This is a genomic window from Pseudomonas sp. FG36 (genome assembly GCF_057809275.1).
Window position 1 is genome coordinate 36822 of the sequence record NZ_JBMDJQ010000002.1, and the last position, 23877, is coordinate 60698.

20 protein-coding genes are annotated in these 23877 nt (G+C 63.6%); 14 read left to right on the top strand and 6 right to left on the bottom strand.

What is annotated here, in order from left to right; genetic code table 11:
* Positions 1–230: 230 nt before the first annotated feature.
* From ACODS9_RS02220 to ACODS9_RS02230, 3 genes are read left to right on the top strand one after another with little or no spacing between them, the layout of a single operon-like run.
* On the top strand, positions 231–1667 hold the full coding sequence (locus ACODS9_RS02220; protein ID WP_367857177.1) for a cytochrome ubiquinol oxidase subunit I: 1437 nt from the start codon (positions 231–233) through the stop codon (positions 1665–1667).
* Position 1668: 1 nt separating this feature from the next.
* Positions 1669–2676 (top strand): cytochrome d ubiquinol oxidase subunit II, encoded by a 1008-nt coding sequence (cydB, locus tag ACODS9_RS02225; protein WP_046857213.1) that lies wholly within the window; start codon positions 1669–1671, stop codon positions 2674–2676.
* A 12-nt stretch (positions 2677–2688) separates the two neighbouring features.
* Positions 2689–2829 carry a DUF2474 domain-containing protein gene (locus tag ACODS9_RS02230; RefSeq protein ID WP_023630574.1) on the top strand — a complete coding sequence of 47 codons (141 nt, stop codon included), beginning with the start codon at positions 2689–2691 and terminating at the stop codon, positions 2827–2829.
* Positions 2830–2884: 55 nt separating this feature from the next.
* On the opposite strand, the gene ACODS9_RS02235 is transcribed toward ACODS9_RS02230, so the two are convergent.
* Together ACODS9_RS02235 and ACODS9_RS02240 are read right to left on the bottom strand one after the other, a co-directional pair.
* Positions 2885–4009, bottom strand: coding sequence for a methyltransferase (locus ACODS9_RS02235; protein ID WP_401111582.1), 1125 nt, complete (start codon positions 4007–4009; stop codon positions 2885–2887).
* 78 nt (positions 4010–4087) lie between these two features.
* A complete protein-coding gene (locus tag ACODS9_RS02240) occupies positions 4088–4792 on the bottom strand; it encodes an autoinducer binding domain-containing protein (RefSeq protein WP_401111584.1) in 705 nt (234 codons plus the stop codon).
* 216 nt (positions 4793–5008) lie between these two features.
* On the opposite strand from ACODS9_RS02240, the gene ACODS9_RS02245 reads away from it, so the two are divergent.
* The gene (locus ACODS9_RS02245; RefSeq protein ID WP_094010334.1) at positions 5009–5785 is read left to right on the top strand and encodes a ferredoxin--NADP reductase; all 777 of its coding nucleotides are present in this window, start codon (positions 5009–5011) and stop codon (positions 5783–5785) included.
* A 68-nt stretch (positions 5786–5853) separates the two neighbouring features.
* Here the strand turns inward: ACODS9_RS02245 and mscL are convergent, their stop codons facing one another.
* On the bottom strand, positions 5854–6267 hold the full coding sequence (mscL, locus tag ACODS9_RS02250; RefSeq protein WP_046857209.1) for a large-conductance mechanosensitive channel protein MscL: 414 nt from the start codon (positions 6265–6267) through the stop codon (positions 5854–5856).
* A 178-nt stretch (positions 6268–6445) separates the two neighbouring features.
* Here mscL and radA point away from each other — a divergent pair, with 178 nt between their 5' ends.
* From radA to ACODS9_RS02295, 9 genes are all read left to right on the top strand, one after another.
* Positions 6446–7813, top strand: coding sequence for a DNA repair protein RadA (gene radA, locus ACODS9_RS02255; protein ID WP_489093148.1), 1368 nt, complete (start codon positions 6446–6448; stop codon positions 7811–7813).
* 72 nt (positions 7814–7885) lie between these two features.
* Positions 7886–8389, top strand: a complete 504-nt coding sequence (locus tag ACODS9_RS02260) for an RNA polymerase sigma factor (protein WP_401111588.1) — start codon at positions 7886–7888, stop codon at positions 8387–8389.
* Between the two features lie 68 nt (positions 8390–8457).
* On the top strand, positions 8458–9450 hold the full coding sequence (locus ACODS9_RS02265; RefSeq protein WP_489093149.1) for a FecR family protein: 993 nt from the start codon (positions 8458–8460) through the stop codon (positions 9448–9450).
* 195 nt (positions 9451–9645) lie between these two features.
* A complete protein-coding gene (locus tag ACODS9_RS02270; RefSeq protein ID WP_489093249.1) occupies positions 9646–12309 on the top strand; it encodes a TonB-dependent receptor in 2664 nt (887 codons plus the stop codon).
* An 82-nt stretch (positions 12310–12391) separates the two neighbouring features.
* Positions 12392–13003, top strand: a complete 612-nt coding sequence (locus ACODS9_RS02275) for a heme acquisition protein HasA (protein ID WP_489093150.1) — start codon at positions 12392–12394, stop codon at positions 13001–13003.
* A 229-nt stretch (positions 13004–13232) separates the two neighbouring features.
* Complete coding sequence (locus ACODS9_RS02280) at positions 13233–13850, top strand: heme acquisition protein HasA (protein WP_401111595.1); 618 nt, start codon at positions 13233–13235, stop codon at positions 13848–13850.
* A 169-nt stretch (positions 13851–14019) separates the two neighbouring features.
* Positions 14020–15792 (top strand): type I secretion system permease/ATPase, encoded by a 1773-nt coding sequence (locus ACODS9_RS02285; RefSeq protein ID WP_401111597.1) that lies wholly within the window; start codon positions 14020–14022, stop codon positions 15790–15792.
* Positions 15793–15796: 4 nt separating this feature from the next.
* Entirely contained in the window at positions 15797–17128 is a 1332-nt protein-coding gene (locus ACODS9_RS02290; RefSeq protein WP_401111600.1) for an HlyD family type I secretion periplasmic adaptor subunit, read from the top strand.
* A gap of 5 nt (positions 17129–17133) precedes the next feature.
* Positions 17134–18471 (top strand): TolC family outer membrane protein, encoded by a 1338-nt coding sequence (locus tag ACODS9_RS02295; RefSeq protein WP_489093151.1) that lies wholly within the window; start codon positions 17134–17136, stop codon positions 18469–18471.
* A 100-nt stretch (positions 18472–18571) separates the two neighbouring features.
* Here the strand turns inward: ACODS9_RS02295 and ACODS9_RS02300 are convergent, their stop codons facing one another.
* The 3 genes from ACODS9_RS02300 to ACODS9_RS02310 all read right to left on the bottom strand — a co-directional run bounded on the left by ACODS9_RS02300 (position 18572) and on the right by ACODS9_RS02310 (position 21594).
* Positions 18572–20089: a nucleobase:cation symporter-2 family protein gene (locus tag ACODS9_RS02300; RefSeq protein ID WP_023630301.1), complete on the bottom strand. Its 1518-nt coding sequence runs from the start codon at positions 20087–20089 to the stop codon at positions 18572–18574.
* Positions 20090–20350: 261 nt separating this feature from the next.
* Positions 20351–20722, bottom strand: coding sequence for a PilZ domain-containing protein (locus ACODS9_RS02305; RefSeq protein WP_104444528.1), 372 nt, complete (start codon positions 20720–20722; stop codon positions 20351–20353).
* Between the two features lie 68 nt (positions 20723–20790).
* A complete protein-coding gene (locus ACODS9_RS02310; RefSeq protein ID WP_401111607.1) occupies positions 20791–21594 on the bottom strand; it encodes a lytic polysaccharide monooxygenase in 804 nt (267 codons plus the stop codon).
* Between the two features lie 212 nt (positions 21595–21806).
* On the opposite strand from ACODS9_RS02310, the gene ACODS9_RS02315 reads away from it, so the two are divergent.
* Entirely contained in the window at positions 21807–23873 is a 2067-nt protein-coding gene (locus tag ACODS9_RS02315; protein WP_046857199.1) for a carbon starvation CstA family protein, read from the top strand.
* Positions 23874–23877 lie beyond the last annotated feature (4 nt).

Sequence of the window (23877 nt, forward strand, 5' to 3'; positions counted from 1 at the left end):
GGCAACCGGTCACGCGGCAATCAACCACACATCCGGATGGGTCATTCAGGACTATGCTTCCATTCAGTCGTTGATCTGGATCAATCGTTCCAGATGCAACGATCTTGGCCTTCGGGCCGGAATCCCCGCGATCGAACAGAACAATTCCAACGCGCCGCACTCGATACCCGTGGGGGCAGTGGGCGACAGGCCATGAGCCCGGTCGCCGGATTACCTGAAGAGGAAGCACCATGTTCGGATTGGAAGCCCTAGAGCTCGCCCGAATCCAGTTTGCCTTTACCGTGTCCTTTCACATCCTGTTCCCGGCCATCACCATTGGCCTGGCGAGCTACCTGGCGGTCCTCGAAGGCCTTTGGCTGAAGACCGGCGACAACACCTACCGTGACCTCTACCACTTCTGGTCGAAGATCTTCGCCGTGAACTTCGGCATGGGCGTGGTCTCGGGCCTGGTCATGGCCTATCAGTTCGGCACCAACTGGAGCCAGTTCTCCGACTTTGCCGGATCCATCACCGGTCCCTTGCTCACTTACGAGGTCTTGACCGCCTTCTTCCTCGAGGCCGGTTTCCTCGGCGTCATGCTGTTCGGCTGGAACCGTGTCGGTCGTGGCCTGCACTTCTTCGCCACCTGCATGGTGGCGCTCGGCACGCTGGTGTCGACCTTCTGGATCCTCGCCTCCAACAGCTGGATGCAGACCCCCCAGGGCTACGAGATCGTCAATGGCCAGGTGATTCCGGTGGACTGGTTCGCGGTGATCTTCAACCCGTCCTTCCCCTATCGCCTGATGCACATGGCCACCGCGGCCTTCGTCGCCACCGCGTTCTTCGTCGGCGCCTCGGCGGCCTGGCACCTGCTGCGCGGGCGGGACAACCCGGCGGTGCGCAAGATGCTGTCGATGGCCATGTGGATGGCCCTGGTGGTGGCACCGATCCAGGCCGTGATCGGCGACTTCCATGGTTTGAACACGCTCAAGCATCAACCGGTGAAGATCGCCGCCATCGAAGGCCACTGGGAGAACAAACCCGGTGAGCCGACGCCGCTGATCCTGTTCGGCATTCCCGACATGCAGGCCGAAACCACGCGCTTCAAGGTCGAGATCCCAGCCTTGGGCAGCCTGATCCTGACCCATAGCCTGGACAAGCAAGTGCCGGCGATGAAGGAGTTCCCGCCTGAGGACCGACCCAACTCGACCATCGTGTTCTGGTCGTTCCGGGTCATGGTCGGCCTGGGCATGCTGATGATCTTCGTCGGCCTGTGGAGTGTGTGGCTGCGCAAGCGCGGCACCCTGTACAGTTCGCGCCCGTTCCTCTACCTGACCCTGTGGATGGGCCCGTCGGGGTTGATCGCCATCCTCGCCGGCTGGTTCACCACCGAGATCGGTCGTCAGCCGTGGGTGGTCTACGGGCTGATGCGCACTGCCGATGGGGTGTCCAACCATAGCTACGCGCAGTTGGGGTTCACCCTGGTGATGTTCGTGGTGGTCTACTTCGCCCTGTTCGGCACCGGCATCGGCTACATGATGCGCCTGGTGCGCAAAGGGCCGAAGACCGGTGAAGGCGATGAGCACACCCCCGGTGGCCCTGGCCAGAAACGTACGCCGGCGCGGCCGTTGTCCGCCGCCGATGAAGGCCATGAGGCCGACTCCACCAGCCTGAGCAAGGGGAACTGAGATGGGTATCGATCTTCCGCTGATCTGGGCCGTGATCATCATTTTCGGCGTCATGATGTACGTGGTGATGGATGGTTTCGACCTGGGCATCGGCATGCTTTTCCCCTTCGTCCAGGACGAGCGTGACCGCGATGTAATGATGAACACGGTCGCCCCGGTGTGGGACGGCAACGAGACTTGGCTGGTACTGGGCGGGGCGGCGCTGTTCGGGGCTTTCCCACTGGCCTACTCGGTGGTGTTGGAGGCGCTGTACCTGCCACTGATCCTGATGCTGGTGGGCCTGATCTTCCGGGGCGTGGCCTTCGAGTTCCGTTTCAAGGCCAGGGCCAACAGGCGTCATATCTGGGACAAGGCCTTCATCTGGGGTTCGCTGGTGGCGACCTTCTTCCAGGGCGTGGCCCTGGGCGCCTTCATCGAGGGCTTCAAGGTGGTCGACCGCAAGTTCGTCGGTGGCACACTTGATTGGCTGACGCCGTTCACGGTGTTCTCGGGGCTGGGCCTGATCGTCGCCTACACGCTGCTGGGCTGCACCTGGTTGATCATGAAGACCGAAGGGCCGCTGCAGCAGAAGATGCATGACATGGCCCGTCCCCTGGCGCTGGTGCTGCTGGTGGTGATCGGCATCGTCAGCCTGTGGACGCCGATCGCCTATCCGCAGATCGCCGAGCGCTGGTTCAGCATGCCCAACCTGGTCTGGTTCATGCCGGTGCCGATCCTGGTGCTGGTGACCTTCTACGGGTTGCTGCGGGCGGTGGCACGCAATGCCCACTACACCCCGTTCCTGCTGACCCTGGTGCTGATCTTCCTCGGTTACAGCGGGTTGGGCATCAGCCTGTGGCCGAACATCATCCCACCGTCGATCAGCATCTGGGATGCCGCGGCGCCGCCGCAGAGCCAGGGCTTCATGCTGGTGGGCACGCTGTTCATCCTGCCGTTCATCCTTGGTTACACCTACTGGAGCTACTACGTGTTCCGCGGCAAGGTGACCCATGAAGACGGCTATCACTAGGAGCGCCGGGCGATGAATGTCGAAGAGAAGAAACCGCTGTGGCAACGCCTGGGTTGGCTGGTGCTGATCTGGGGGCTGAGCGTGGCAGCGCTTGGCGTGGTGGCTTATGGCATGCGCATGTTCATGAACGCGGCAGGCCTGAGTACTCACTAAGCCATTGAGTCATCGCGGGGCAAGTCGTACCGATGCGACTTGCCCCGCGATGCTTTTATTTCCGGGCCTTGAGCACCACGAACTTCGGCGTTGCCGCGACCTGATCGACGCCTCGGAACAAGCGCGCCAGCTTGCTGTGATAGCCCAGGTGGCGGTTGCCGACGATGTACAGCGCGCCACCGATTTCCAGCGCCTCCCGGGCCTGCTGGAACATGCGCCAGGCGAGGAAGTCGCCCACCACCTGCTGCTGGTGGAACGGGGGGTTGCACAGCACCACATCCAGCGATTGTTTCTCCTGGCCGGCCAGGCCATCCGCGGCCCTGATCGTCACTTCACGTTCGCCAAGTGCCGCCTGCCAGTTCTCCCGTGCCGACTGCACCGCCATATACGACTCGTCGACCAGGGTGAACTGCGCATCCGGATTGGCCAGGGCGCAGGCGATCGCCAGCACGCCATTGCCGCAGCCCAGATCGGCGACCCGGGCGCGGCCCAGGTCACGTGGCAGATGTGGCAGGAAGGCACGGGTACCGATGTCCAGGCCTTCGCGGCAGAACACGTTGGCGTGGTTGACCAACTCCAGGGCCGGGCTGTCCAGGTGGTAGCGGCTGGGGTAGGGGGAGCGGGCGCCCGGGCGTTCGGCTGCAGTGGCAATCAGCAGGCGCGCTTTCTTCTGCGCCAGCGACGCCTGCACCGGGCCGATGTACTTCTCCATAAGGTCGCCGGCGGCTCGGGGCAAGTGCTTGATCATTGCCCCGGCGATCACCTGGGCGCCTGGCGCCAACTGGCCCTGCAGGCGGATCAGTTGCTCCTCGAGCAGGGCCAGGGTCTTGGGTACGCGCACCAGCACGCGGTCGAACGGGCCCTGGAAGGGTTCGCTGGCCGGGATGAAGGGCACGCTGTCGAAGGCCTTGCCGTTACCCGCGAGGTTTTTCTCCAGGGCCAGGTGCGCCAGGTGCGAGTCGCCGCTGCTGGTCACGTTAAGGTGCCCGGCCAGGCTGGTGGCCAGGGCGCCGAAGCTGTCGTTGAGCACCAGCACCTTGCAACTCGCCTGCGGCATTTGGGCGGCCAAGTGTTCAAGCAGGTACTGATCGGCGGCATCGAAGGCCAGCAGCGGGTCGTTAGCCTGGGCCGGCTGGCGGATCAGGTCGAGGTCGGCGAAGGGGCTGTTGAACAGGGGCATGGCGTACGGCTCAAGGTGGCGCTGCTCATCCCGGGGCGTGATGAGCTTGAGGTCCGCGATTCTACAGGTTCCGAGTCTTTACCTGGGACTGATCTGCTTGGATTCGACGAGCTTGGCGACGGCCGCCGTCTTGTTGGGAGCATTGGTCTTGTCCATGGCGCTACGGATATGGAAGTTCACAGTGCTGGTCGATAAACGCAGGATCTTCGCGATGTCCTCGGAAATTTTGCCCTTTGCGCACCACTCCATCACTTCCAGTTCACGTACGCTGAGTTCATAGAGGTGAGCCAGGTGATATCTGCTGAGCAACCTGTGCAAGGTATTGCATAGCCACATCGTCGAACCGCACTTACTGTAGAGCTCATCTCGATCGATGGCGCCGAAGCGCCGGGACACGCTCAAGTGGCTTTGGTTAACCGAGCCTTCGTGCGTTGACTGACTCCAGCCGTAGGAAAGGCCATGCAACTGGGCCTCCTCGCGTAGGTGTGGGACATCGCGGAAGAGGTCGTCGGTCCAGACAAAAGGCAACTCGCTACTGTGGCACTTTGATATTGTCGGATCCATACTGATGAAATTTTCGTTCTGGTAACGATCATTCCAGCTTTTGGGATAGTTATTGTAGAGAATTACCTTCGGCCGCTGACCGCAAACATGCAGGTGCAGCGTCAATCCCAGATACTCCATGTCGAGTTTCTGTATCAGACCTACGGCGCATGCGAAAAGCTGCTTGGGCTCGTGCACGCTCTGCAACTGCTCGTAATCTTCAATCGTCCAATTTTCCATCGAGGAAGCTCCCTTATGCTTCTCCTTGGATCCAATGTGCGTAACGCACGAAGCGAAGTGTAGGAAATCCCCTAACCCTGTGCTGGGTTTTTTTGTTATAGCTGGCGCGTCTTTTTAGCTGATTGCGAGCAGTCCCAGGCGATACCTTACAAACCGACGGTGTTTATATCCGCTGCTTTGCGCGACACTAAGCGCATTTGTTCCATGGAGCCCGTCATGACCGCCAGCGCCGACAAATTCACCCGCCAGACCCTGCTCGGCGTCCAGCCCCTGACACCCAACCTTTTCTCCTTGCGCGTGACCCGCGATGCAGGCTTTCGCTTTCGTGCCGGTCAGTTCGCCCGGCTGGGCGTGAACAAGGCCGATGGCAGCGTCGTCTGGCGTGCCTATTCCATGGTCAGCGCGCCCCATGACGAGTTTCTCGACTTCTTCTCCATCGTGGTGCCCGGGGGCGAGTTCACCAGTGAGCTCAGCCGGCTTGGCGAGGGCGACACCCTGCTGATCGATCGCCAGGCCTTCGGCTACCTGACCCTTGACCGCTTCGTCGGCGGCCGTGACTTGTGGCTGCTGGCCACCGGCACCGGCATCGCACCGTTCATGTCGATCCTGCAGGACTTCGAGGCCTGGGAGCGCTTCGACAACATCAAGCTGGTGTACTCGGTGCGCGAGGCGAAGGAGCTGGCGTATGTCGATGAAATCGCCGCGCTGGAGCAGCGCGATTACCTGGCGGAGTACGCGGGCAAGCTGCAGTTCATTCCGGTGGTCACCCGAGAGCAGCATCCGGGTGCGTTGAACGCGCGGATTACCACGTTGATCGAGAACGGTGAACTGGAAAAGGCGGCGGGGTTGGCGCTGTCGCCGGAGCATTCACGGATCATGCTGTGCGGCAACCCGGAGATGATCGACGAGACGCGCAAGGTGCTCAAGGCGCGGGACTTGCAACTGAGCCTGAGCAAGCGGCCGGGGCAGGTGGCGGTGGAGAACTACTGGTAAGGAACAATGGCGCCTTTTGGATCGCCGTCACTGGGGCCGCTGCAAAGCGGCCCCAGTCGTTTTGTGCTTCAGGGCTGGCGATTCTGCGCCTTGAGCAGGTCACGAATCTCGGTCAGCAGGGTTTCCTCGGCGCTGGGCACAGGCGGTGCGGTCGGTGCCACTGCCTCTTCGCGCTTGAGGCGGTTGATCACCTTCACACCCATGAAGATGGCGAAGGCGACGATGATGAAGTCGAGCACGGTCTGGATGAACTTGCCGTAGGCCAGCATCACGGCCGGCACATCGCCTTCGGCAGCCTTGAGCGTGATGGCCAGGTCGCTGAAGTCGACACCGCCGATCAGCAGGCCGATAGGGGGCATGATCACGTCACCGACAAAGGACGAAACGATCTTGCCGAACGCCGCGCCGATGATGATACCCACCGCCATGTCGACGACATTTCCCTTGACCGCGAAGGCCTTGAATTCACTGAGCATGCCCATGCTGTATTCCTTTGTTACGAATGGAGAGGTAAACGCAGTGTAAGCCACTAAAACGCTTCATGCGTGACGTTCGCAGCTACAGACTGTTTATAGAGCGAATAGTTTTGTCGCCCACCGAGGCCTCCGGGGCACGTCCGTGTTCGGCTATCATGGCGGTTTTTTCCAGGAGACCCAGCCCATGGCCAAGGCCAAGCGTTTGTATGGCTGCACCGAGTGCGGCGCGACCTTCCCCAAGTGGGCCGGGCAGTGTGGTGAGTGCGGGGCCTGGAACACCCTGGTCGAGAGCATGATCGAAAGCGGCGGCGCCGCGGCACCGAGCGGGCGCGCCGGCTGGACCGGGCAGCAGGCGCAGATCAAGACCCTGGCCGAAGTGAGCGTCGAGGAGATCCCGCGCTTCACCACCAGCAGCACCGAACTCGACCGCGTACTGGGCGGCGGCCTGGTGGATGGATCGGTGGTGCTGATCGGGGGCGATCCGGGTATCGGCAAATCGACCATCCTCCTGCAGACCCTGTGCAACATCGCCGTGCAGATGCCGGCGCTGTATGTCACCGGCGAGGAGTCGCAGCAGCAGGTGGCCATGCGCTCCCGGCGCCTGGGCCTGCCCCAGGACCAGCTCAAGGTCATGACTGAAACCTGCATCGAGAGCATCATCGCCACCGCGCGCCAGGAAAAGCCGCGGGTGATGGTGATCGACTCGATCCAGACCATCTTCACCGAACAACTGCAGTCGGCGCCGGGCGGAGTGGCCCAGGTACGCGAGAGCACGGCATTGCTGGTGCGCTATGCCAAACAGAGCGGCACGGCGATCTTCCTGGTCGGTCACGTTACCAAGGAAGGCTCGTTGGCAGGTCCTCGGGTGCTCGAGCACATGGTCGACACCGTGCTGTATTTCGAGGGCGAGTCCGATGGCCGCCTGCGCCTGCTGCGCGCAGTGAAGAACCGCTTTGGCGCGGTCAACGAGCTGGGCGTGTTCGGCATGACCGACCGCGGCCTCAAGGAAGTCTCCAACCCGTCGGCGATCTTCCTCAATCGCACCCAGGAAGAGGTGCCCGGCAGTGTGGTCATGGCCACCTGGGAGGGCACCCGGCCGATGCTGGTGGAGGTCCAGGCGCTGGTCGACGACAGCCACCTGGCCAACCCGCGACGGGTGACCCTGGGCCTGGACCAGAACCGCCTGGCCATGCTGCTGGCGGTGCTGCACCGACACGGTGGCATCCCCACCCATGATCAGGACGTGTTCCTCAACGTCGTCGGTGGCGTGAAGGTGCTCGAGACAGCTTCCGATCTGGCGTTACTGGCTGCGGTGATGTCGAGCCTGCGCAATCGTCCGCTGGCCCATGGCCTGCTGGTGTTCGGCGAAATCGGCCTGTCGGGCGAGGTGCGCCCGGTACCCAGTGGCCAGGAGCGTTTGAAAGAAGCGGCAAAACATGGCTTCAAGCGAGCCATCGTGCCAAAGGGCAACGCGCCGAAAGAGGCTCCCGCCGGGTTGCAGGTGATTGCCGTGACCCGTCTGGAACAAGCGCTGGATGCATTGTTCGAGTAGGTCATTTTCTTGTAAGTGATTCTCAATAACGAGTAGCATACCGCCACCTTGCGACCACCTCATGGAGCGCGTGTGGCGGAGTTAGACCTCAAGCGGCTGTTTCTCAAGCACGCGAAAAACCTTCAAGGCCTGCTCTCGCGCAAGGTGCGCGACCCACAGCTGGCCGCTGACCTTGTGCAGGACAGTTTCCTGCGCCTGGCCGAGCAGCAGCGTACCGAGACCATCGACAACGCCCAGGCGTACCTCTATCGCACCGCGCACAACCTGATGATCGATCACGTGCGTCAGCAGCAACGGCGCAAGACCGACACGGTGCCACACGAGGCTTTCGAGGCGCTCGTCGAGGACGGCCCTGGGCTTGAGGAGCAAGCCGTGCGCGAGCAGCACCTGCGTCGCCTGCAGACGATCCTCGGCGAGTTGCCCGAGCGCACCCGGGAGATCTTCCGCCTCAACCGCCTGGAAGGCATGACCCACGCCGAGGTCGCCAGGCATCTGGGGATCTCCGACAGCTCGGTGCAAAAGCATCTGGCCAAGGCCCTGGCCTATGTGATGCAGTGCCTGCAGGAAACCGAATGACCAACGGTTTACTGACTAATGCCGCTTCAGACGTCAGCCCAGACATAACCAGATCGCGAGAGAACCGTGTGAGCAGCCAGAACGAGCAAGCCATCCGCGAGCAGGCCGCCGAGTGGGTGGTGCTGGAGGGGGGCGGCCCCCTGAGCCCGGCGCAGCAGCTGGCGTTGGCGCAATGGTGCGGCAGCGATCCGCGCCATGCGCGGGCCTATGCCTTCGCCAAGGCGACCTGGGCCGATCTCGGCCAGGTGACGAGCCTGGTGCCGACAACGCCGCACCGGGCACCAGTGACCCGGGCCGAGCGTCCGCGTGGCCGGCGTCGGCCGACGCGGCTGCGCTGGGCGGTGGCCAGCAGTGCGTTGCTGCTGCTGGCAATTCTGGGCGTCGAACAAGGCCCTCGGGTACTGCTCGACTGGCGTGCCGATTACGCCACCGCTGCTGGCGAAGTGCGCCGCGTCAGCCTGCCCGATGGTAGCCAGGTCGACCTGGACAGCGACAGTGCCGTACAGCTCGACTTCGATGGTCGGCAGCGTCGAGTGCGCCTGTTGGCGGGGGAGGCGGTGTTCAGTGCGGCGCCGGTCAGCGCGGATGAGCCGCGGCCCTTCGTGGTCGAATATGCCGGTGCCACCAGCCAGGCACTGGGTACCCGATTCGTGGTGGGCAAGGCGGGTGATGGCGGCTGGGTGGGCATGCTCGAGCATAGTGTCGACGTGCGGCTGCAAACGGCGCCGGCCCAGGGTGCCGCCCATCAGCTCCTGCAGGAGGGGCAGGTACTGCGCTACGACCAGGCCCAGGGTATACGGCCATGGATTGGCCGCGATCTGCACCGGGCCACCGACTGGCAGCGGGGCGTGCTGGTGTTCGAGCGCCAGCCATTGGCCGAGGTGGTCGAGCGCCTGAACCGTTATCGCGATGGCCGCTTGATGGTGGTCGATGGCACGCTGGCGCAGCGAGAGGTGAGCGGGGTGTTCCGCCTCGACAACCTGGGCGCCGCCGCCGAAACCCTTACCCGCGAGCTGAAGGCCAAGCGCCTGCAGTTACCGGGTTTGACCGTGATCTACTGAGTCTTTCGCAAAAACTTTCATCTGGCGTTACTGAGTTTTCGCGCGTTGCTCGTCTGACTGTTGAGATTGATTTTCATTACTAGAAAACGCCAACAGACGAGACGCGCAGTGAGCACGCAATCAACTCGATCCCTCCGGCCTCTGAGCCGCATCGCCCTTGCCGGCAGTCTGGCCCTGGGCACCTGCACCCTGTCGATGGGGATCGGCATGGTGCAGGCTGCTACCGCCGCCAGCAGCGCCAAGCACACCATCATTCAGTTCGACATCCCTGCCCAGTCCCTCGACAGCGCCGTACTGGCCTATGCCGAGCAGTCCGGTGTGCAGGTGTTCTTCGACAGCCGAACCCTGGCCGGCTTGCAAAGCGAGGGGCTGCATGGGGGCTACAGCATCGAAGAGGGACTGCACCGATTGCTGCGCGGCATGCCCGTGCGCTATCGCTTCAGTGCCCCTGGGCAGGTAGGCCTGGAGCGTCTGGCCGAAGGTGGCCAGGCCATGGAACTGGGCGCTACCCATATCGACTCGGCGCGTGACGGTGACTGGGTCTACCAGACGCCCCGTTCGGCCAGCGTGATCACCCGCGAGCAGATCGACAAGCGTCCGCCGCGGCATGCCGCCGACATGCTCGAGCAGACCGCGGGTGTGTACACGGCGGTCAACCAGCGCGATCCCGGGCTGTCGGTGAACATCCGCGGCGTGCAGGACTATGGTCGGGTCAACATGAACATCGATGGCATGCGCCAGAACTTCAGTGTCAACGGCCACCAACAGCGCAACGGCACGATGTTCATCGACCCGGAGTTCGTCAGCAGCGTCGAGATCGAGAAGGGCAGCCAGTCCGGCATGGGCGGCGCTGGCGTGCTCGGCGGCATCGCCTCGTTCAATACCCTGAACGCCAGCGACTTTCTCGGGCCGGGCAAGGAGTTCGGCGGACGCGTGCGCGCCGGGCATGGCATCGGTGAGCTGGGCAACGGCACCTACTTCAACGGCAGTGGCGTGTTCGCCTTTGGCAACGAAGTGGGCGACCTGCTGCTGGGCATGAGCGAGCGCCACTTCGGCGACTATCGCGCCGGGACCCGCAACCGGGACAACCTGGGTTCTGAAATGCGCCTGCGCAAGTTCTACCCGCGGGCCTGGGACAACTGGCTGGAGTCCGAAGTGGGCGACATGGGCACCGTGACCCGTTCCCAGCTGGTCAAGGTGGGGCTGAACCTGCCCGAGCACCAGCGCCTGCAACTGAGCTACATGGAGACCGACACCGACAGCAAGGATGCCTGGACCTTCCTCGACACCGAGCGGGACGCCTTCTACTACCGGCGCACCGCGAGCAGTGATGTCAATGCCAGGAATGCCGCGCTGGACTACAGCTATGCGCCGGACAACGACCTGATCGACCTCAAGGCCAAGCTGTACTTCGTGACTACCCGCCAGGACCGCTGGAACAGCAGCAACACCGCAAGCGAGGGCAGCAACAACTACTACGACCCTTACAACGACCGGTTCCAGACCGACACCTGGGGGCTGCAGGTGCAGAACACCTCGCGCTTCTACTTCGGCCAGACCGATCAGTTGAGCTTCAACTATGGCGTGGAGTTATTTCAGGACACCTTCAAGCCCAGCAGCGAGCGTATCCCGGCGCCTTCGGAGAAGTACAACCCGTTCGCCAGCGGTGCGAACCCCAAGGGCAAGCGCGCCATGGGCAGCCTGTTCGGCGATGTCACCTTCGAACACGACGGTTGGCTGACCTTGGACGCCGGCCTGCGCTACGACCGCTATCGGCTGACCGGCAAGACCGCAATGACCACCTGGGCGTACCCGATCGGTGTCACTGGCGTGGATGTGCCGCGTGAGATCACTGAATTGCAGTACGACGTCGAGCGTGAGGAAGGCCGTTTCTCGCCAACCTTCGGTATCGGCGTCAAGCCGGGTGTGGACTGGCTGCAGCTTTACACCCGCTGGGGGCGCGGCTGGCGTCCGCCGGCGGTGACCGAGGCCTTCATGAGCGGCAAGCCCCATGGTGGCGGTAACGAGATGGTCTACCCCAACCCGTTCCTCAAGCCTGAGCAATCGCACAACTGGGAGGCCGGCTTCAACATCTTCAAGGAGTCGCTGCTGCGTGACGGCGACCGCTTCGGCATGAAGGTGGCCTATTTCGACACGCGCATCGAGAACTTCTCCTACCTCGATTACAGCGTCGATCTGCCGGGCACTGATGTGACCGGGCTGTCGCTGGGCAACAGTGCCTATGTCAACAACCTGAAGGGCACCAATTTCCGCGGTGTGGAATACACGCTCGATTACGACAATGGCCGCTTCTACACGCAGCTGAGCTACACCCACATGATCGGCAGCAACGAGTTCTGCTCCAAGCAGTTGTACATGGGCGGCGGCGTATTGCGCACTGAGGCGGGTATGCAAGACGTGCTGATCGATTTCGGTGGCATCTCCATCCCGATTCCGACACAGGCCTACAAGTTCTCGGAAGGGCAAGCACTCAATAACGAAGTCAGCTGTGGCGAGATCATGGGCAACGCTGCCTACATGCCCTCCGATCGCGGCGCGTTGACCGCAGGCCTGCGTTTTCTTGACAACACCCTCGATGTCGGTGCCCGGCTGCGCTACAGCGCCGGTAACGGTGAGCACCTGAACAGCCAGGGCTTCGGCAATCTGGAGAAGGCACGCTGGCCGGAATACAAGGTGTACGACCTTTATGCCAGCTACTGGGCGACCAAGCAGTTGAACATCGCCCTGTCTCTGGAGAACGTCACCGACCAGGCCTACTTCGTGGCCATGGGCGATGCAAACAACCTGTCCCTGGCACGCGGGCGGACGCTGTCCGGCATGCTCGAGTATCGATTCTGATTTATCAGCCTCGCCCAATGTCGGGCAACACCGAAGGTCAGGGAATGGCCTTCGTTTCCATTGCAACCATGAGGAACCAGGCATGACCGTCTCTGTCACCTATGAGCCATACCTGAGCGGGGTCTCCATCGACCAGTACCTGTCGGCCTGGCGCACCGGATTCGGCACCACCGATAGCTACAGCGGCGGTGGCTTCAACGACGGCGCCAGCAGTGGCAGTCAGTTCGCCACGCGCGGTGGCAACGGTACCAACTATGCGCTGATCGCCGGCAGCGACAGTCAGAACGGCCTGCACTATTACCGCGAGCCACTGCTCCCGGAGGACAGCAATGCCAACCTCTACTTCCATGGCGCACTCGACAGCATCGATCTGGGCCACACCCTCGCACGGGATGGCAGTGGCCACTACAGCACAGGCTACCTGAAGGTCGGCTTCGCCGGCCTCGGCCTGAGCGCCAGCGAGGGGGCAGGCGTGGCCGAAAACACGGTGCATGGCCTGATCCACGGTCTGATGCGGGGAGACACCAGTGCGCTCGAAGGTGTACTGGACACGCTCCTGGCGGATTACGGCGTATCCACCGGCAACACCTTCGCCGCCATCGATGCCGCCCTGGCCCATGGCCCGGTACTGGCCAACCCGGCGCCAGCGCTCGGCGTGCAAGCGCTGCCCGAGGACCTCGCGTTGGTTGCCTGATCCACCGTTCGAAGCGGCAGCACTCTTTTCGAGATTTCCTTTACTGACTTTTCCCGAGCATTACGTCTTAGTGATGAGACTGATATTCATTTGCATGGCTGGCAGGGCTGCAGTGTCCATGCCTGGACGCCATTGCGATGGATGTCGATCCACCAGGTTCGCCCAACGTCGGGCAACACGAGGGCAATGAATGCCTTCGCTCTCAACTGCAACGCCAAGAGGATTTGAAATGTCTCTGTCCGTTACCTACTCGGCTTCGTTCGCCAGCGTCACCGTCGACCAGTACCTGTCGGTCTGGGCCGCCGGCTTCAAGACCGCCGACCACAACGCCAGCAACACTGGTGGCTTCAACGAAGGTGGCACCGATGGCAGCCAGTACGCCATTCGTGGCACCAACGGCTCGAACTATGCCGTGATCGCCCAGAGCGATACCCAGACCGGCCTGCACTACGTCTGGGACGCCTCGCTGCCGGCCAGCAGCAACCTGAACCACTACCTGTACGGCGAGCTGGACACCGTGACCCTGGGCAACACCCTGCTCAAGGACGCCAGCGGCAACTACAGCGTGCAGTCGCTGGCCGTGAGCTTCGACGGCCTGGACCTGAGCGCCGCCCAAGGTGCCGGCCGTGCTGGCAACGACGTGCACAACGTCATCTACAACCTCATGCAGGGCAAGACCGGCGCGCTGGAAACCGTGCTGGACAACCTGCTGGCCGACTATGGCGTATCCACCAACAGCACCTTCGCCCAGATCGACGCGGCCCTGGCTGCCGGCCCGGTTCACGCGGCCTCCGCCGAAGCGGTTGGCGTGCAGGCGCTGCCTGATGACTTGGCCCTGGCGGCCTGAGCGCAGGCATGAAAAAGCGAATGGAAGGTCACCCTGCCATTCGCTGATCTGATGCACTTACCCCGCAGCCCGTGTCTTTGCCGGGCCCAGGCTGCGGCGGTGCGAATTCTGTGGCGACGCTGGCGCGAATGCAATCGCCTGTCGGCGCCTTCCAAGAGGTTTCCAACAAATGCGAACCGCTCCCGCCGCGGCCAATGAAGTGCTGCGGGCGCTCAAGGCCTGCCGTGCCGGGCTTGGCAACGTCGCGTTGTTCACCGCGGTGATCAATGTGCTGATGCTGGCACCGGCGCTCTACATGCTGCAGGTCTATGACCGGGTCCTGTCGTCGCGCAACGAGATGACCCTGCTGATGCTCAGCCTCATGGTGCTCGGGGTGTTCGCCTTCATGGGGCTGCTGGAGTGGCTGCGCAGCCAGGTAGTGATTCGCCTGGGCACGCGCATGGACATGGACCTCAACCCGCGGGTGTTCGAGGCCGCCTACGAGGCCAGCCTGGCCGGGCACAAGGGGGCGGCGGGGCAGATGCTCGCCGACCTGACCGCGTTGCGCCAGTTCGCCACCGGCCAGGCGTTGTTCGCCTTCTTCGATGCGCCGTGGTTCCCGGTGTACCTGCTGGTGATGTTCATGTTCAGCCCGTGGCTGGGCCTGATGGCGCTGGCGGGCGCGGTGTTGCTGACGGTGCTGGCGTGGGTCAACGAGCGCCTGACCCAGGCGCCGTTTGCGCAAGCCGGGCAGTTGTCGCAGCAGGCGGGCCTGGAGGCCAGCGCCAACCTGCGCAATGCCGAAGTGATCGAGGCCATGGGCATGCTTGGCGCCGTGCGCCAGCGCTGGGCGCGGTTGCATCATGGGTTCCTGGCCCAGCAGAACCTGGGCAGCGAGCGTACCGCGGCGGTCACCGCGCTGACCAAGACCGTGCGCCTGGCCTTGCAGTCGCTGGTGCTCGGGCTGGGCGCCTGGCTGGCCATCGAACAGTTGATCACCCCGGGGATGATGATCGCCGGCTCCATCCTCATGGCCCGCGTGCTGGCGCCGATCGACCAGCTGATCGGCGCCTGGCGCCAATGGAGCGGTGCGCGCCTGGCCTATCAGCGCCTGAGCGAGTTGCTGCAGGCCCAGCCGCCGCGCCCGGCTGGCATGCCGCTGCCGGCCCCGCTGGGCAAACTCACCGTCGAGCAGGTGGGCGCGACGCAACCGGGCAGCAGTCGCCTGTGCCTGAACAACCTGGGCTTCGAGCTGCCGGCGGGCGAGTCACTGGGGATCATCGGCCCTTCCGGGTCGGGCAAGTCGACCCTGGCGCGGCTGCTGGTCGGCGCTGGCGCGCCGATCACCGGCAAGGTGCGCCTGGACGGCGCCGACCTGCGGACCTGGGACCGTGGCGCGCTGGGCCAGCACATCGGCTACCTGCCGCAGGATGTGCAGCTGTTCGCCGGCAGCATTGCCGACAACATCGCCCGTCTCGGCCTTGTCGACGCCCAGCAGGTGGTCGCTGCGGCGCAGCTGGCGGGCGTGCACGACATGATCCTAGCCTTGCCGGGCGGCTATGACACGCTGCTGGGGGAGGGTGGCATGGGGCTTTCCGGTGGTCAGCGCCAGCGCATCGGCCTGGCACGCGCGCTGTACGGGCTGCCGGCGCTGATCGTGCTCGACGAACCGAACTCCAACCTCGATGACGCCGGTGAGCGGGCGCTGGTCGAGGCCATTGCCAGGCTGCGCGAGCACAAGCGCACGCTGATCCTGATTACCCACAAGTCTTCGCTGTTGGCCGGCCTGGACAACCTGTTGATGCTCAAGGGCGGCCAGTTGCAGGCCTTCGGTCCCACCGCCAGGGTATTGCAGGACGCCCAACGGGCTGCCCGGCCCGCCCCCGTCGTCCCCTCCACCACACCCCCCATCGCCCGTAACCCCATCGGCATGAACGTTACGTTCGGCCAACCAAGAGCCTGATTTCATGAGCGTACACGCCCTCTCCACGCAAAAGACCGAAGCGAGCCTGCTCAGCCTCGATGAACACCGGCCGGGTCGTGTCGGCCGCTGGCTGGTGTTGGCGGGTTTCGGCGGCTTTCTGTTGTGGGCCGCGCTGGCGCCCTTGGACAAGGGCGTGCCGGTCAGCGGCAGCGTGATGGTTGCCGGTAGCCGCCAGGCCGTGCAGCACCCCACGGGTGGGGTGATCGAACAGTTGCTGGTGCGTGACGGTGACACGGTGAGTGCCGGCCAGGTGCTGCTGCGCATGGACCCGACCCAGTCCCAGGCCCAGGTCGGTTCGTTGCGGGTGCAGTACGTCAACGCCCGCGCCGGGGAGGCGCGCCTGCTGGCCGAGCGCGATGGTCGGGCGACGATTGCCTATCCCGAAGACCTGCTGGCCCGGGCGAACCTCCCCTGGGTGGCCACGGTGCTGGATGGGCAGCGCCAGCTGCGTGGCAGCCGGGCCCAGGCGTTGGACATGGAACTCGGCGGCCTGCGCGAGAGCATTGCCGGTGCAGAAGCCTCGCTGCAGGGGCTGCAAGGTTCGCTGGCCAGCAAGCAGGCCCAGCGCGATGCGCTGGACGAGCAGTTGCGCGGCCTGCGCGAGCTGGCCCGGGACGGCTACATCGCCCGCAATCGCCTGCTCGACAGCGAACGCCTGCTGGCCCAGGTCAATGGCTCGATCGCCGAGGACTTCGGTAACATCGGCCGCACCCGGCGCCAGGTGCTGGAGCTGAAGCTGCGTATCGGCCAGCGCCAGCAGGAGTACCAGAACGAGGTGCGCCAGCAGCTCGCCGAACTGCAGGCCAGCGCCGAGGACCTGGGCAATCGCCTGCGCAGCGCTGAATTCGAACTGGCCCATGCCCAGGTGCGGGCCCCGGTGGCCGGTACCGTGGTCGGCCTCAGTGTGTTCACCAACGGCGGGGTCATCGCCCGCGGCCAGCAACTGATGGAGATCGTGCCGCGCGATGCGCCTTTGCTGGTCGATGCGCGGGCCTCGGTGGAGATGATCGATCGTCTGCGCCCAGGCTTGCCGGTGGAGCTGATGTTCGTGGCGTTCAACCAGAGCACCACGCCGCGGGTGGACGGCGAGGTGACGCTGGTCTCGGCCGACCGCCTGGTGGACGAGAAGACCCAGCAGCCCTACTACCAGGTACGTATCAAGGTCAGCGAACAGGGGCTGGGGCAACTGGCGGGCCTGGATATCCGCCCCGGCATGCCGGTGGAGGCCTTCGTGCGCACCGGCGAACGCTCGATGCTCAATTACCTGTTCAAGCCTTTGGCCGACCGGGTGCACGTTGCCCTGGCGGAGGAGTAAGGGTGATGCCGGTATCTTTGCGTTTCGCAGGCCTGTTGCTACTGCTCACCAGTCTCTCGGCGCAGGCCCTGGACCTGGGCGATGCCTATGCCCTGGCCCTGCGCAACGACCCGACCTGGCAGGGCTCCATAGCCGAGCGTGAGGCCGGGCTTGAAAACCGGGCGATCGGCCGCGCTGGACTGCTGCCGAAACTGTCGTATCGCTACAACCGTGCCCGCAACGACTCAGAGGTGACCCAGCGCAGCCAGTTCGGCGACGTGACCACACAGCGCGATTACCGCAGCTACAGCTCGACGCTGACCCTCGAGCAGCCGCTGTTCGACTATGCCGCCTGGAGTGACTACCGCCGTGGCGTGGCCCAGGCCGCGCTGGCCGACGAACGCTATCGTGGTCGTGGCCAGGAACTGATGGTGCGGCTGTTCGGCGCCTACAGCGAAGCGCTGTTCGCCAATGAACAGATCGCCCTGGCCCAGGCCCAGCGGCGTACCTTTGCTGAACAACTGACGCTCAACGAACAACTGGTCAAAGGTGGCGAGGGTACCCGCACCGATGTGCTTGAGACCCGGGCCCGCTACGAGTTGGCCCAGGCCCAGGAGATCGAGGCAGGCGACAATCTCGATGCGGCGTTGCGGGCCTTGCAGGCGATCATCGGCGAGCCGGTAGAGGTCGATGACCTGGCGCCGATGACCGGTGATTTTCGCGTCCAGCCACTGACGCCCGCGCGTTTCGAGCCCTGGCGCGACCTGGCTGTTGCCCGCAACGCCGAGCTGGCCAGCCAGCGCCATGGGCTGGAGGTCGCCGAGCAGAACATCGAGCGTCAGCGGGCCGGTCATCTGCCCTCGTTGAGCGCCTATGCCAGCAAGGGTATATCCAGCTCCAGCTCCGAGAGCAGCTATAACCAGCGCTACGACACCGACAGCATCGGCGTGCAATTGAACGTGCCGCTGTTCGCCGGTGGCGGCGTGTCCGCGTCGGTGCGCCAGGCCCGGGCCCAGCGGGATGCCGCGGGCTTCGAACTGGATGCGCAACTGCGCGACACGGTCAACCAGTTGCGTCGGCAGTTCAACCTATGCGCCAGCGGCACGGCGAAGATTCGCGCCTACGACCTAGCGGTCAAGGCAGCTACAGCCCTGGTGCAGGCCACGCGCAAGAGCGTGCAAGGCGGTGAGCGGGTCAACCTCGATGTGTTGGATGCCGAGCAACAGCTGTTCGGTGCCCGGCGCGACCTGGCCCAGGCGCGGCATGAGTACCTGCGGGCCTGGTTGCAGCTGCGCTATCTGGCGGGGGTGCTGGAGGCCGGGGACCTGAATGTGTTGAATCGGTACTTCGTGGCGCACGGCTAGGGCGGTCGTGGGAGCGGGCTTGCTTCCATGTATCTACCCAGACAAAAAAGGGAGCTGACGATGCGCGTCGGCTCCCCTCGATGACCGTCCTGGTCAGCGATCAGTGTTCGGCAACCGCCTTGCGTCTGGGCGTCTCGTTGCCGTGTTCGTCCAGTTCCAGCACCGGTACCTCGTTGCCTTCTGCGTCGAACAGCTTGCCATCCTTGAAGTAGTCGCCATCACGCAGCGCCGAGATGTCGGAGTACTGGATGGTGCGCTCGTAGGCCGCGGCGAACACCGACTGGTTTTCCGAGTTGCCGGTGGTGAAGTGGTTGAACATCAGGTTCAGCAGAATTGCCATGATCGCCGCCGAGCTGATGCCGGAGTGGAAGATGGTTTCGAACCAGCTGGGGAAGCTGTGGTAGAAGTTCGGCGCCGCGATCGGGATCATGCCGAAGCCCAGCGAGGCGGCGACGATGATCAGGTTGACGTTGTTCTTGTAGCTGACTTTCGACAGGGTGCGGATGCCGCTGGCAGCCACGGTGCCAAACAGTACGATACCGGCGCCGCCGAGTACCGGGGTAGGTACTGCCGCAATCACCCGGCCCATGATCGGCAGCAGGCCGAGCACCACCAGGATCACGCCGCCGGTGGCCACCACATAGCGGCTCTTCACGCCGGTCACTGCCACCAGGCCCACGTTCTGGGCGAAGGCGCTCTGGGTGAACGAGCCGAAGATCGGCGCCAGGATGCTCGATGCCATGTCGGCGCGCAGGCCGTTGCCCAGGCGCTTGGAGTCGACCTTGGTGTCAATGATCTCACCGACTGCCAGGATGTCCGCCGAGGTTTCCACCAGGGTCACCATGATCACGATGCACATCGACAGGATCGCGGCGATGTGGAAGGTCGGCATGCCGAAGTGGAACGGGGTGGGGAAGGCGAAGATCGGGCCTTCGGTGACCTTGCTGAAATCGGCCATGCCCAGCGACCAGGCGATCAATGTGCCGGCGACCATCGCCAGCAGGATCGACAGGCGCGAAATGCTCGCGCTGCCCAGCTTGCTCAGCAGCAGGACGATGGCGAAGGTCAGCGCCGCCAGGCCGATGTTGGCCATGCTGCCGAACTCTGGCGAGGCGCTGTTGCCGCCCATCACCCAGCGGGCCGCGACGGGCATCAGGGTCAGGCCGATGGTGGTGATGACGATGCCGGTCACCAGGGGCGGGAAGAACTTGGTGATACGCGAGAACACCGGGGTAATCAGGAAGCCGATCAACGAAGCTGCCATTACCGCGCCCAGCACCGCCGGCAGGCCACCGCCGCCCTGGCTGCCAAGAATCGCGCCCATGGTCGCCACGCCCGCGAACGACACGCCCTGGACCAGTGGCAGCTGGCAGCCGAAGAACGGCAGCCCAAGGGTCTGCAGCAATGTCGCCAGGCCACCGGCGAACAACGAGGCAGCGATCAGCAGGCCGATCTCCGCCGGCGCCAGGCCGGCGGCCTGGCCGAGGATCAGGGGTACGGCGACGATCCCTCCATACATGGTCAGGACATGCTGCAGCCCGTAGGCCAGGTTGGCGCCGAGGCCGAGGTTTTCGTCCTCGGGGCGCGGGGCGGGAGACGTGCTGGGGGACGTGGTCATTGGAGCAGGCTCTCTGTTTATTGTTGTGCCGCTACTGTAGACAACTAGCGCAAATAATTGCCACTAAAATTGTATACAAAGTTTTGATCGTAGCGCCGTAACGGGTGCGTCCAGGGTGCCTGAAACCTGGATGCACGTTGCGTTCCAACCTGCGAGAGGCTGTTCCAGAGGGGTGTGTACAAAGGGGCTGGGAAAGGCAGGAAAGCTGTCTGGCTGGACAAGAAAGCTGTCACAGCCAGATTGTTAGCAGGCTAAGAGATATCAATCTTCGATGAGTTCGCGCAGCTCGCGCATCATTTCGGTGCTGTCTGCCAGGTTGAGTTCCACAAGACGGTGCAGATGGGTCATCGAGTCGATGTCGATGTGCAGGCAGATGAAGCCCAGGCGGGTGGACTCGTCGTGGCGCAGTTCGACCTGCATCCTGACCTGGGTTTTCTTGTCGTTGAGATGGATGACCGCGTCGAAGTCCTGGGTGGGGTCGGCATCCCAGGGTTCTGGGCGCTCTACCAGCAAGCCCTTGAGCGACAGGTCGAGGAGCTTCACCGGCCAGCGACGTTCGCCCTGGCGCAGTTCGGTAGGGGCATCGAAGGCGATGCGCTGGAAACGGCGGCGTTCGTCGTGGGAGCTAGTCATGGCTGGATCCTCGTCAGATCTTCTGACTATAGCCCAGCCATGGCCGCCCCTTTCGGAGGGTCAACCGGCTATTTGTCGCTGACGATATTCACATCACTGCAGTTGTAAAAGCCTTCGCCGGCCGGATCCACGCGCTGCCAGCGGCTGTAGATGACACGCTTACCGATGTGGTTCTCGAGATCGACCTCCAGCTCGTAGTACCCATTTACTGGTGGCACGTCGCCGATTTCCTGCACCAGTTCCAGGTCGTCCCAGTTCAGTGCGCGCTCTGCGGGGTTGTAGCCAGGCTTGGACACATAAATTTCCCAGTAACTGGGGTTGTGCACGGCCTCGATCTTGTAGCGCATGTGCACTTTGTTGTCGGCCCCCTTGCGCAGTTCCTGGGTGACCCACTCGGCAGGTTGGTCCAGGCCGCTCTTGTCGTTGGCGAGGACCAACAGCTGCTTGTTGGGTGCGACCCGGTTGACCTCGTCCTGAGCCCTGCGTACCTCGGCAGCGTCCACGTCACTGCCCGCCGAGCACAACTGGCCGTCGGGGATAGCCTCCTTGACTGCTTCGATATTCCGGTAGTCGGTGACGTTCCTTGACACTTCGTGCCACTGGTTGAATTGATAGACCGCCTGTTGGGCGTTGTTGTTGAACTTGCGATAAGCGTGCTGGTACGCCGCTTTACAGCCGGGATTCTTGATGCCTGAGCCATCTTCTGGCCAGTCAAAGTCCTTTGCGTTGTAGCAAGCCAGTTGGCGTGCGATGGGTACTTCCATGGCGCCATGCATTGGTCTCACGGGTTCTTCCATGGCGCCATGGGCATGTATCGCCGCAGAGGCGAGCAGGCCGATGAAAGAGGTGTGAAGCAGGAACTTGATCTTCATTGTGAACATCCTTGTGCATTCAAGACCTGTTCAAGATGCAACCGCGGCAGTGGCCTGACAACTGACAGAATTACCAGGGGAGTTGCGGTGGTGCCGCTCTAAGTCGGAGCCCGCGGGGTAGCGACGCCGCTCATCTGGATATGGTAATGGAGGCAAGCAGGCCCTAGACTCAGAGGGCTGTCTATTCCAACCACTTAAGCTGGAAGCATGCCATGAACAACAATAACAGCCTGCTACGCCATATCCCGTGGCTGGCGCTGGCAGTCATAGGGGCCTGCGCGCTGGGCGTCGTCGCCCTGCGTCGCGGTGAGGCGATCAATGCCTTGTGGATCGTCGTCGCGGCAGTGGCCATTTACCTGGTTGCCTACCGTTACTACAGCCTGTTCATCGCCACCAAGGTGATGCAACTCGACCCTCGCCGAGCCACGCCGGCGGTACTCAACAACGATGGCCTGGACTACGTCCCGACCAACAAGCACATCCTTTTTGGTCACCACTTCGCCGCCATCGCTGGCGCCGGCCCGCTCGTGGGCCCGGTGCTCGCGGCGCAGATGGGTTACCTGCCCGGCACGCTGTGGCTGATCGCTGGCGTGGTGCTGGCCGGTGCGGTACAGGACTTCATGGTCCTGTTCCTGTCCACACGGCGTAACGGCCGCTCGCTGGGCGACATGGTCCGGGAAGAAATGGGCCGCATACCGGGCACCATCGCCCTGTTCGGTTGCTTCCTGATCATGATCATCATCCTCGCGGTGCTGGCGCTGATCGTGGTCAAAGCCCTGGCCGAGAGCCCGTGGGGCATGTTCACGGTGATCGCGACCATCCCGATCGCGATGTTCATGGGCATCTACATGCGCTACATCCGCCCGGGCCGCATCGGTGAAATCTCCATCGTCGGCGTGGTCCTGCTGCTGCTGTCGATCTGGCTGGGGGGCCAGATCGCCGCGGATCCGGTGTGGGGCCCGGCGTTCACCTTCACTGGCGTGCAGATCACCTGGATGCTTGTGGGCTACGGTTTCGTCGCCGCCGTGCTGCCGGTATGGCTGGTCCTGGCGCCGCGCGACTACCTGTCGACCTTCCTCAAGATCGGCACCATCGTCGGCCTGGCCATCGGTATCCTGATCATCGCGCCCGAGCTGAAGATGCCGGCGCTGACCCAGTTCACCGACGGTACCGGCCCGGTCTGGAAGGGCACCCTGTTCCCGTTCCTGTTCATCACCATCGCCTGCGGCGCGGTGTCCGGCTTCCACGCGCTGATCTCCTCGGGGACCACGCCGAAGCTGCTGGATAACGAAACCAACGCCCGTTACATCGGCTACGGCGGCATGCTGATGGAGTCGTTCGTCGCCATCATGGCCATGGTCGCCGCCTCGGTGATCGAGCCGGGCGTGTACTTCGCCATGAACAGCCCGGCCGCAGTGGTCGGCGCCGACGTCGCTTCGGTGGCGCAGACCGTCAGCAGCTGGGGCTTCATGATTACTCCCGAGCAGCTGGAGGCCACCGCCCGCGACATCGGCGAGCACACCATCCTCGCCCGTGCCGGTGGCGCGCCCACCCTGGCGGTAGGTATCGCACAGATCCTGCACCAGGTGCTGCCGGGCGAGAACACCATGGCGTTCTGGTACCACTTCGCCATTCTGTTCGAGGCACTGTTCATCCTCACCGCAGTGGACGCCGGTACCCGTGCCGGGCGCTTCATGCTGCAGGACCTGCTGGGCAGCTTCGTCCCGGCGCTCAAGCGCACCGAGTCGTGGGGGGCCAACCTGCTCGCGACCGCCGGTTGCGTGGCAATGTGGGGTTACCTGCTGTATCAAGGCGTGATCGATCCGCTGGGGGGTATCAACACCTTGTGGCCGCTGTTCGGTATCTCCAACCAGATGCTGGCCGGTATCGCCCTGATGCTTGGCACCGTGGTACTGATCAAGATGAAGCGCCAGCGCTACATCTGGGTCACCCTGGTACCTGCGGTATGGCTGCTGATCTGCACCACCGCCGCGGGCCTGATCAAGCTGTTCGACCCGAACCCGGCTGTGGGCTTCCTGGCCCTGGCCAAGAAGTACAGCACCGCGCTGGACGCCGGCCAGGTGCTGGCGCCTGCCAAGGACATCGGCCAGATGCAGCATGTGATCTTCAACGCCTACACCAACGCCGGCCTGACGATCCTGTTCCTGGTGGTGGTGTTCAGCATCCTGTTCTTCGCCCTCAAGGTCGGCTACGCCGCCTGGGGCCGCAAGGAGCGCAGCGACAAGGAAACCCCGTTCCAGGCTTTGCCTGACGCTTGAGAGG

Excerpts from the sequence above, each read along its gene's own strand:
- ACODS9_RS02275 (WP_489093150.1), top strand. The coding sequence starts at position 12,392 with ATGACCGTCTCTGTCACCTATGAGCCATACCTGAGCGGGGTCTCCATC.
- ACODS9_RS02240 (WP_401111584.1), bottom strand. The coding sequence starts at position 4,792 with ATGGAAAATTGGACGATTGAAGATTACGAGCAGTTGCAGAGCGTGCAC.
- ACODS9_RS02270 (WP_489093249.1), top strand. The coding sequence starts at position 9,646 with ATGGGGATCGGCATGGTGCAGGCTGCTACCGCCGCCAGCAGCGCCAAG.
- ACODS9_RS02280 (WP_401111595.1), top strand. The coding sequence starts at position 13,233 with ATGTCTCTGTCCGTTACCTACTCGGCTTCGTTCGCCAGCGTCACCGTC.
- ACODS9_RS02290 (WP_401111600.1), top strand. The coding sequence starts at position 15,797 with ATGAGCGTACACGCCCTCTCCACGCAAAAGACCGAAGCGAGCCTGCTC.
- mscL (WP_046857209.1), bottom strand. The coding sequence starts at position 6,267 with ATGGGCATGCTCAGTGAATTCAAGGCCTTCGCGGTCAAGGGAAATGTC.
- ACODS9_RS02230 (WP_023630574.1), top strand. The coding sequence starts at position 2,689 with ATGAATGTCGAAGAGAAGAAACCGCTGTGGCAACGCCTGGGTTGGCTG.
- radA (WP_489093148.1), top strand. The coding sequence starts at position 6,446 with ATGGCCAAGGCCAAGCGTTTGTATGGCTGCACCGAGTGCGGCGCGACC.
- ACODS9_RS02305 (WP_104444528.1), bottom strand. The coding sequence starts at position 20,722 with ATGACTAGCTCCCACGACGAACGCCGCCGTTTCCAGCGCATCGCCTTC.
- ACODS9_RS02300 (WP_023630301.1), bottom strand. The coding sequence starts at position 20,089 with ATGACCACGTCCCCCAGCACGTCTCCCGCCCCGCGCCCCGAGGACGAA.
- ACODS9_RS02245 (WP_094010334.1), top strand. The coding sequence starts at position 5,009 with ATGACCGCCAGCGCCGACAAATTCACCCGCCAGACCCTGCTCGGCGTC.
- ACODS9_RS02295 (WP_489093151.1), top strand. The coding sequence starts at position 17,134 with ATGCCGGTATCTTTGCGTTTCGCAGGCCTGTTGCTACTGCTCACCAGT.
- ACODS9_RS02310 (WP_401111607.1), bottom strand. The coding sequence starts at position 21,594 with ATGAAGATCAAGTTCCTGCTTCACACCTCTTTCATCGGCCTGCTCGCC.
- cydB (WP_046857213.1), top strand. The coding sequence starts at position 1,669 with ATGGGTATCGATCTTCCGCTGATCTGGGCCGTGATCATCATTTTCGGC.
- ACODS9_RS02235 (WP_401111582.1), bottom strand. The coding sequence starts at position 4,009 with ATGCCCCTGTTCAACAGCCCCTTCGCCGACCTCGACCTGATCCGCCAG.
- ACODS9_RS02285 (WP_401111597.1), top strand. The coding sequence starts at position 14,020 with ATGCGAACCGCTCCCGCCGCGGCCAATGAAGTGCTGCGGGCGCTCAAG.
- ACODS9_RS02220 (WP_367857177.1), top strand. The coding sequence starts at position 231 with ATGTTCGGATTGGAAGCCCTAGAGCTCGCCCGAATCCAGTTTGCCTTT.
- ACODS9_RS02315 (WP_046857199.1), top strand. The coding sequence starts at position 21,807 with ATGAACAACAATAACAGCCTGCTACGCCATATCCCGTGGCTGGCGCTG.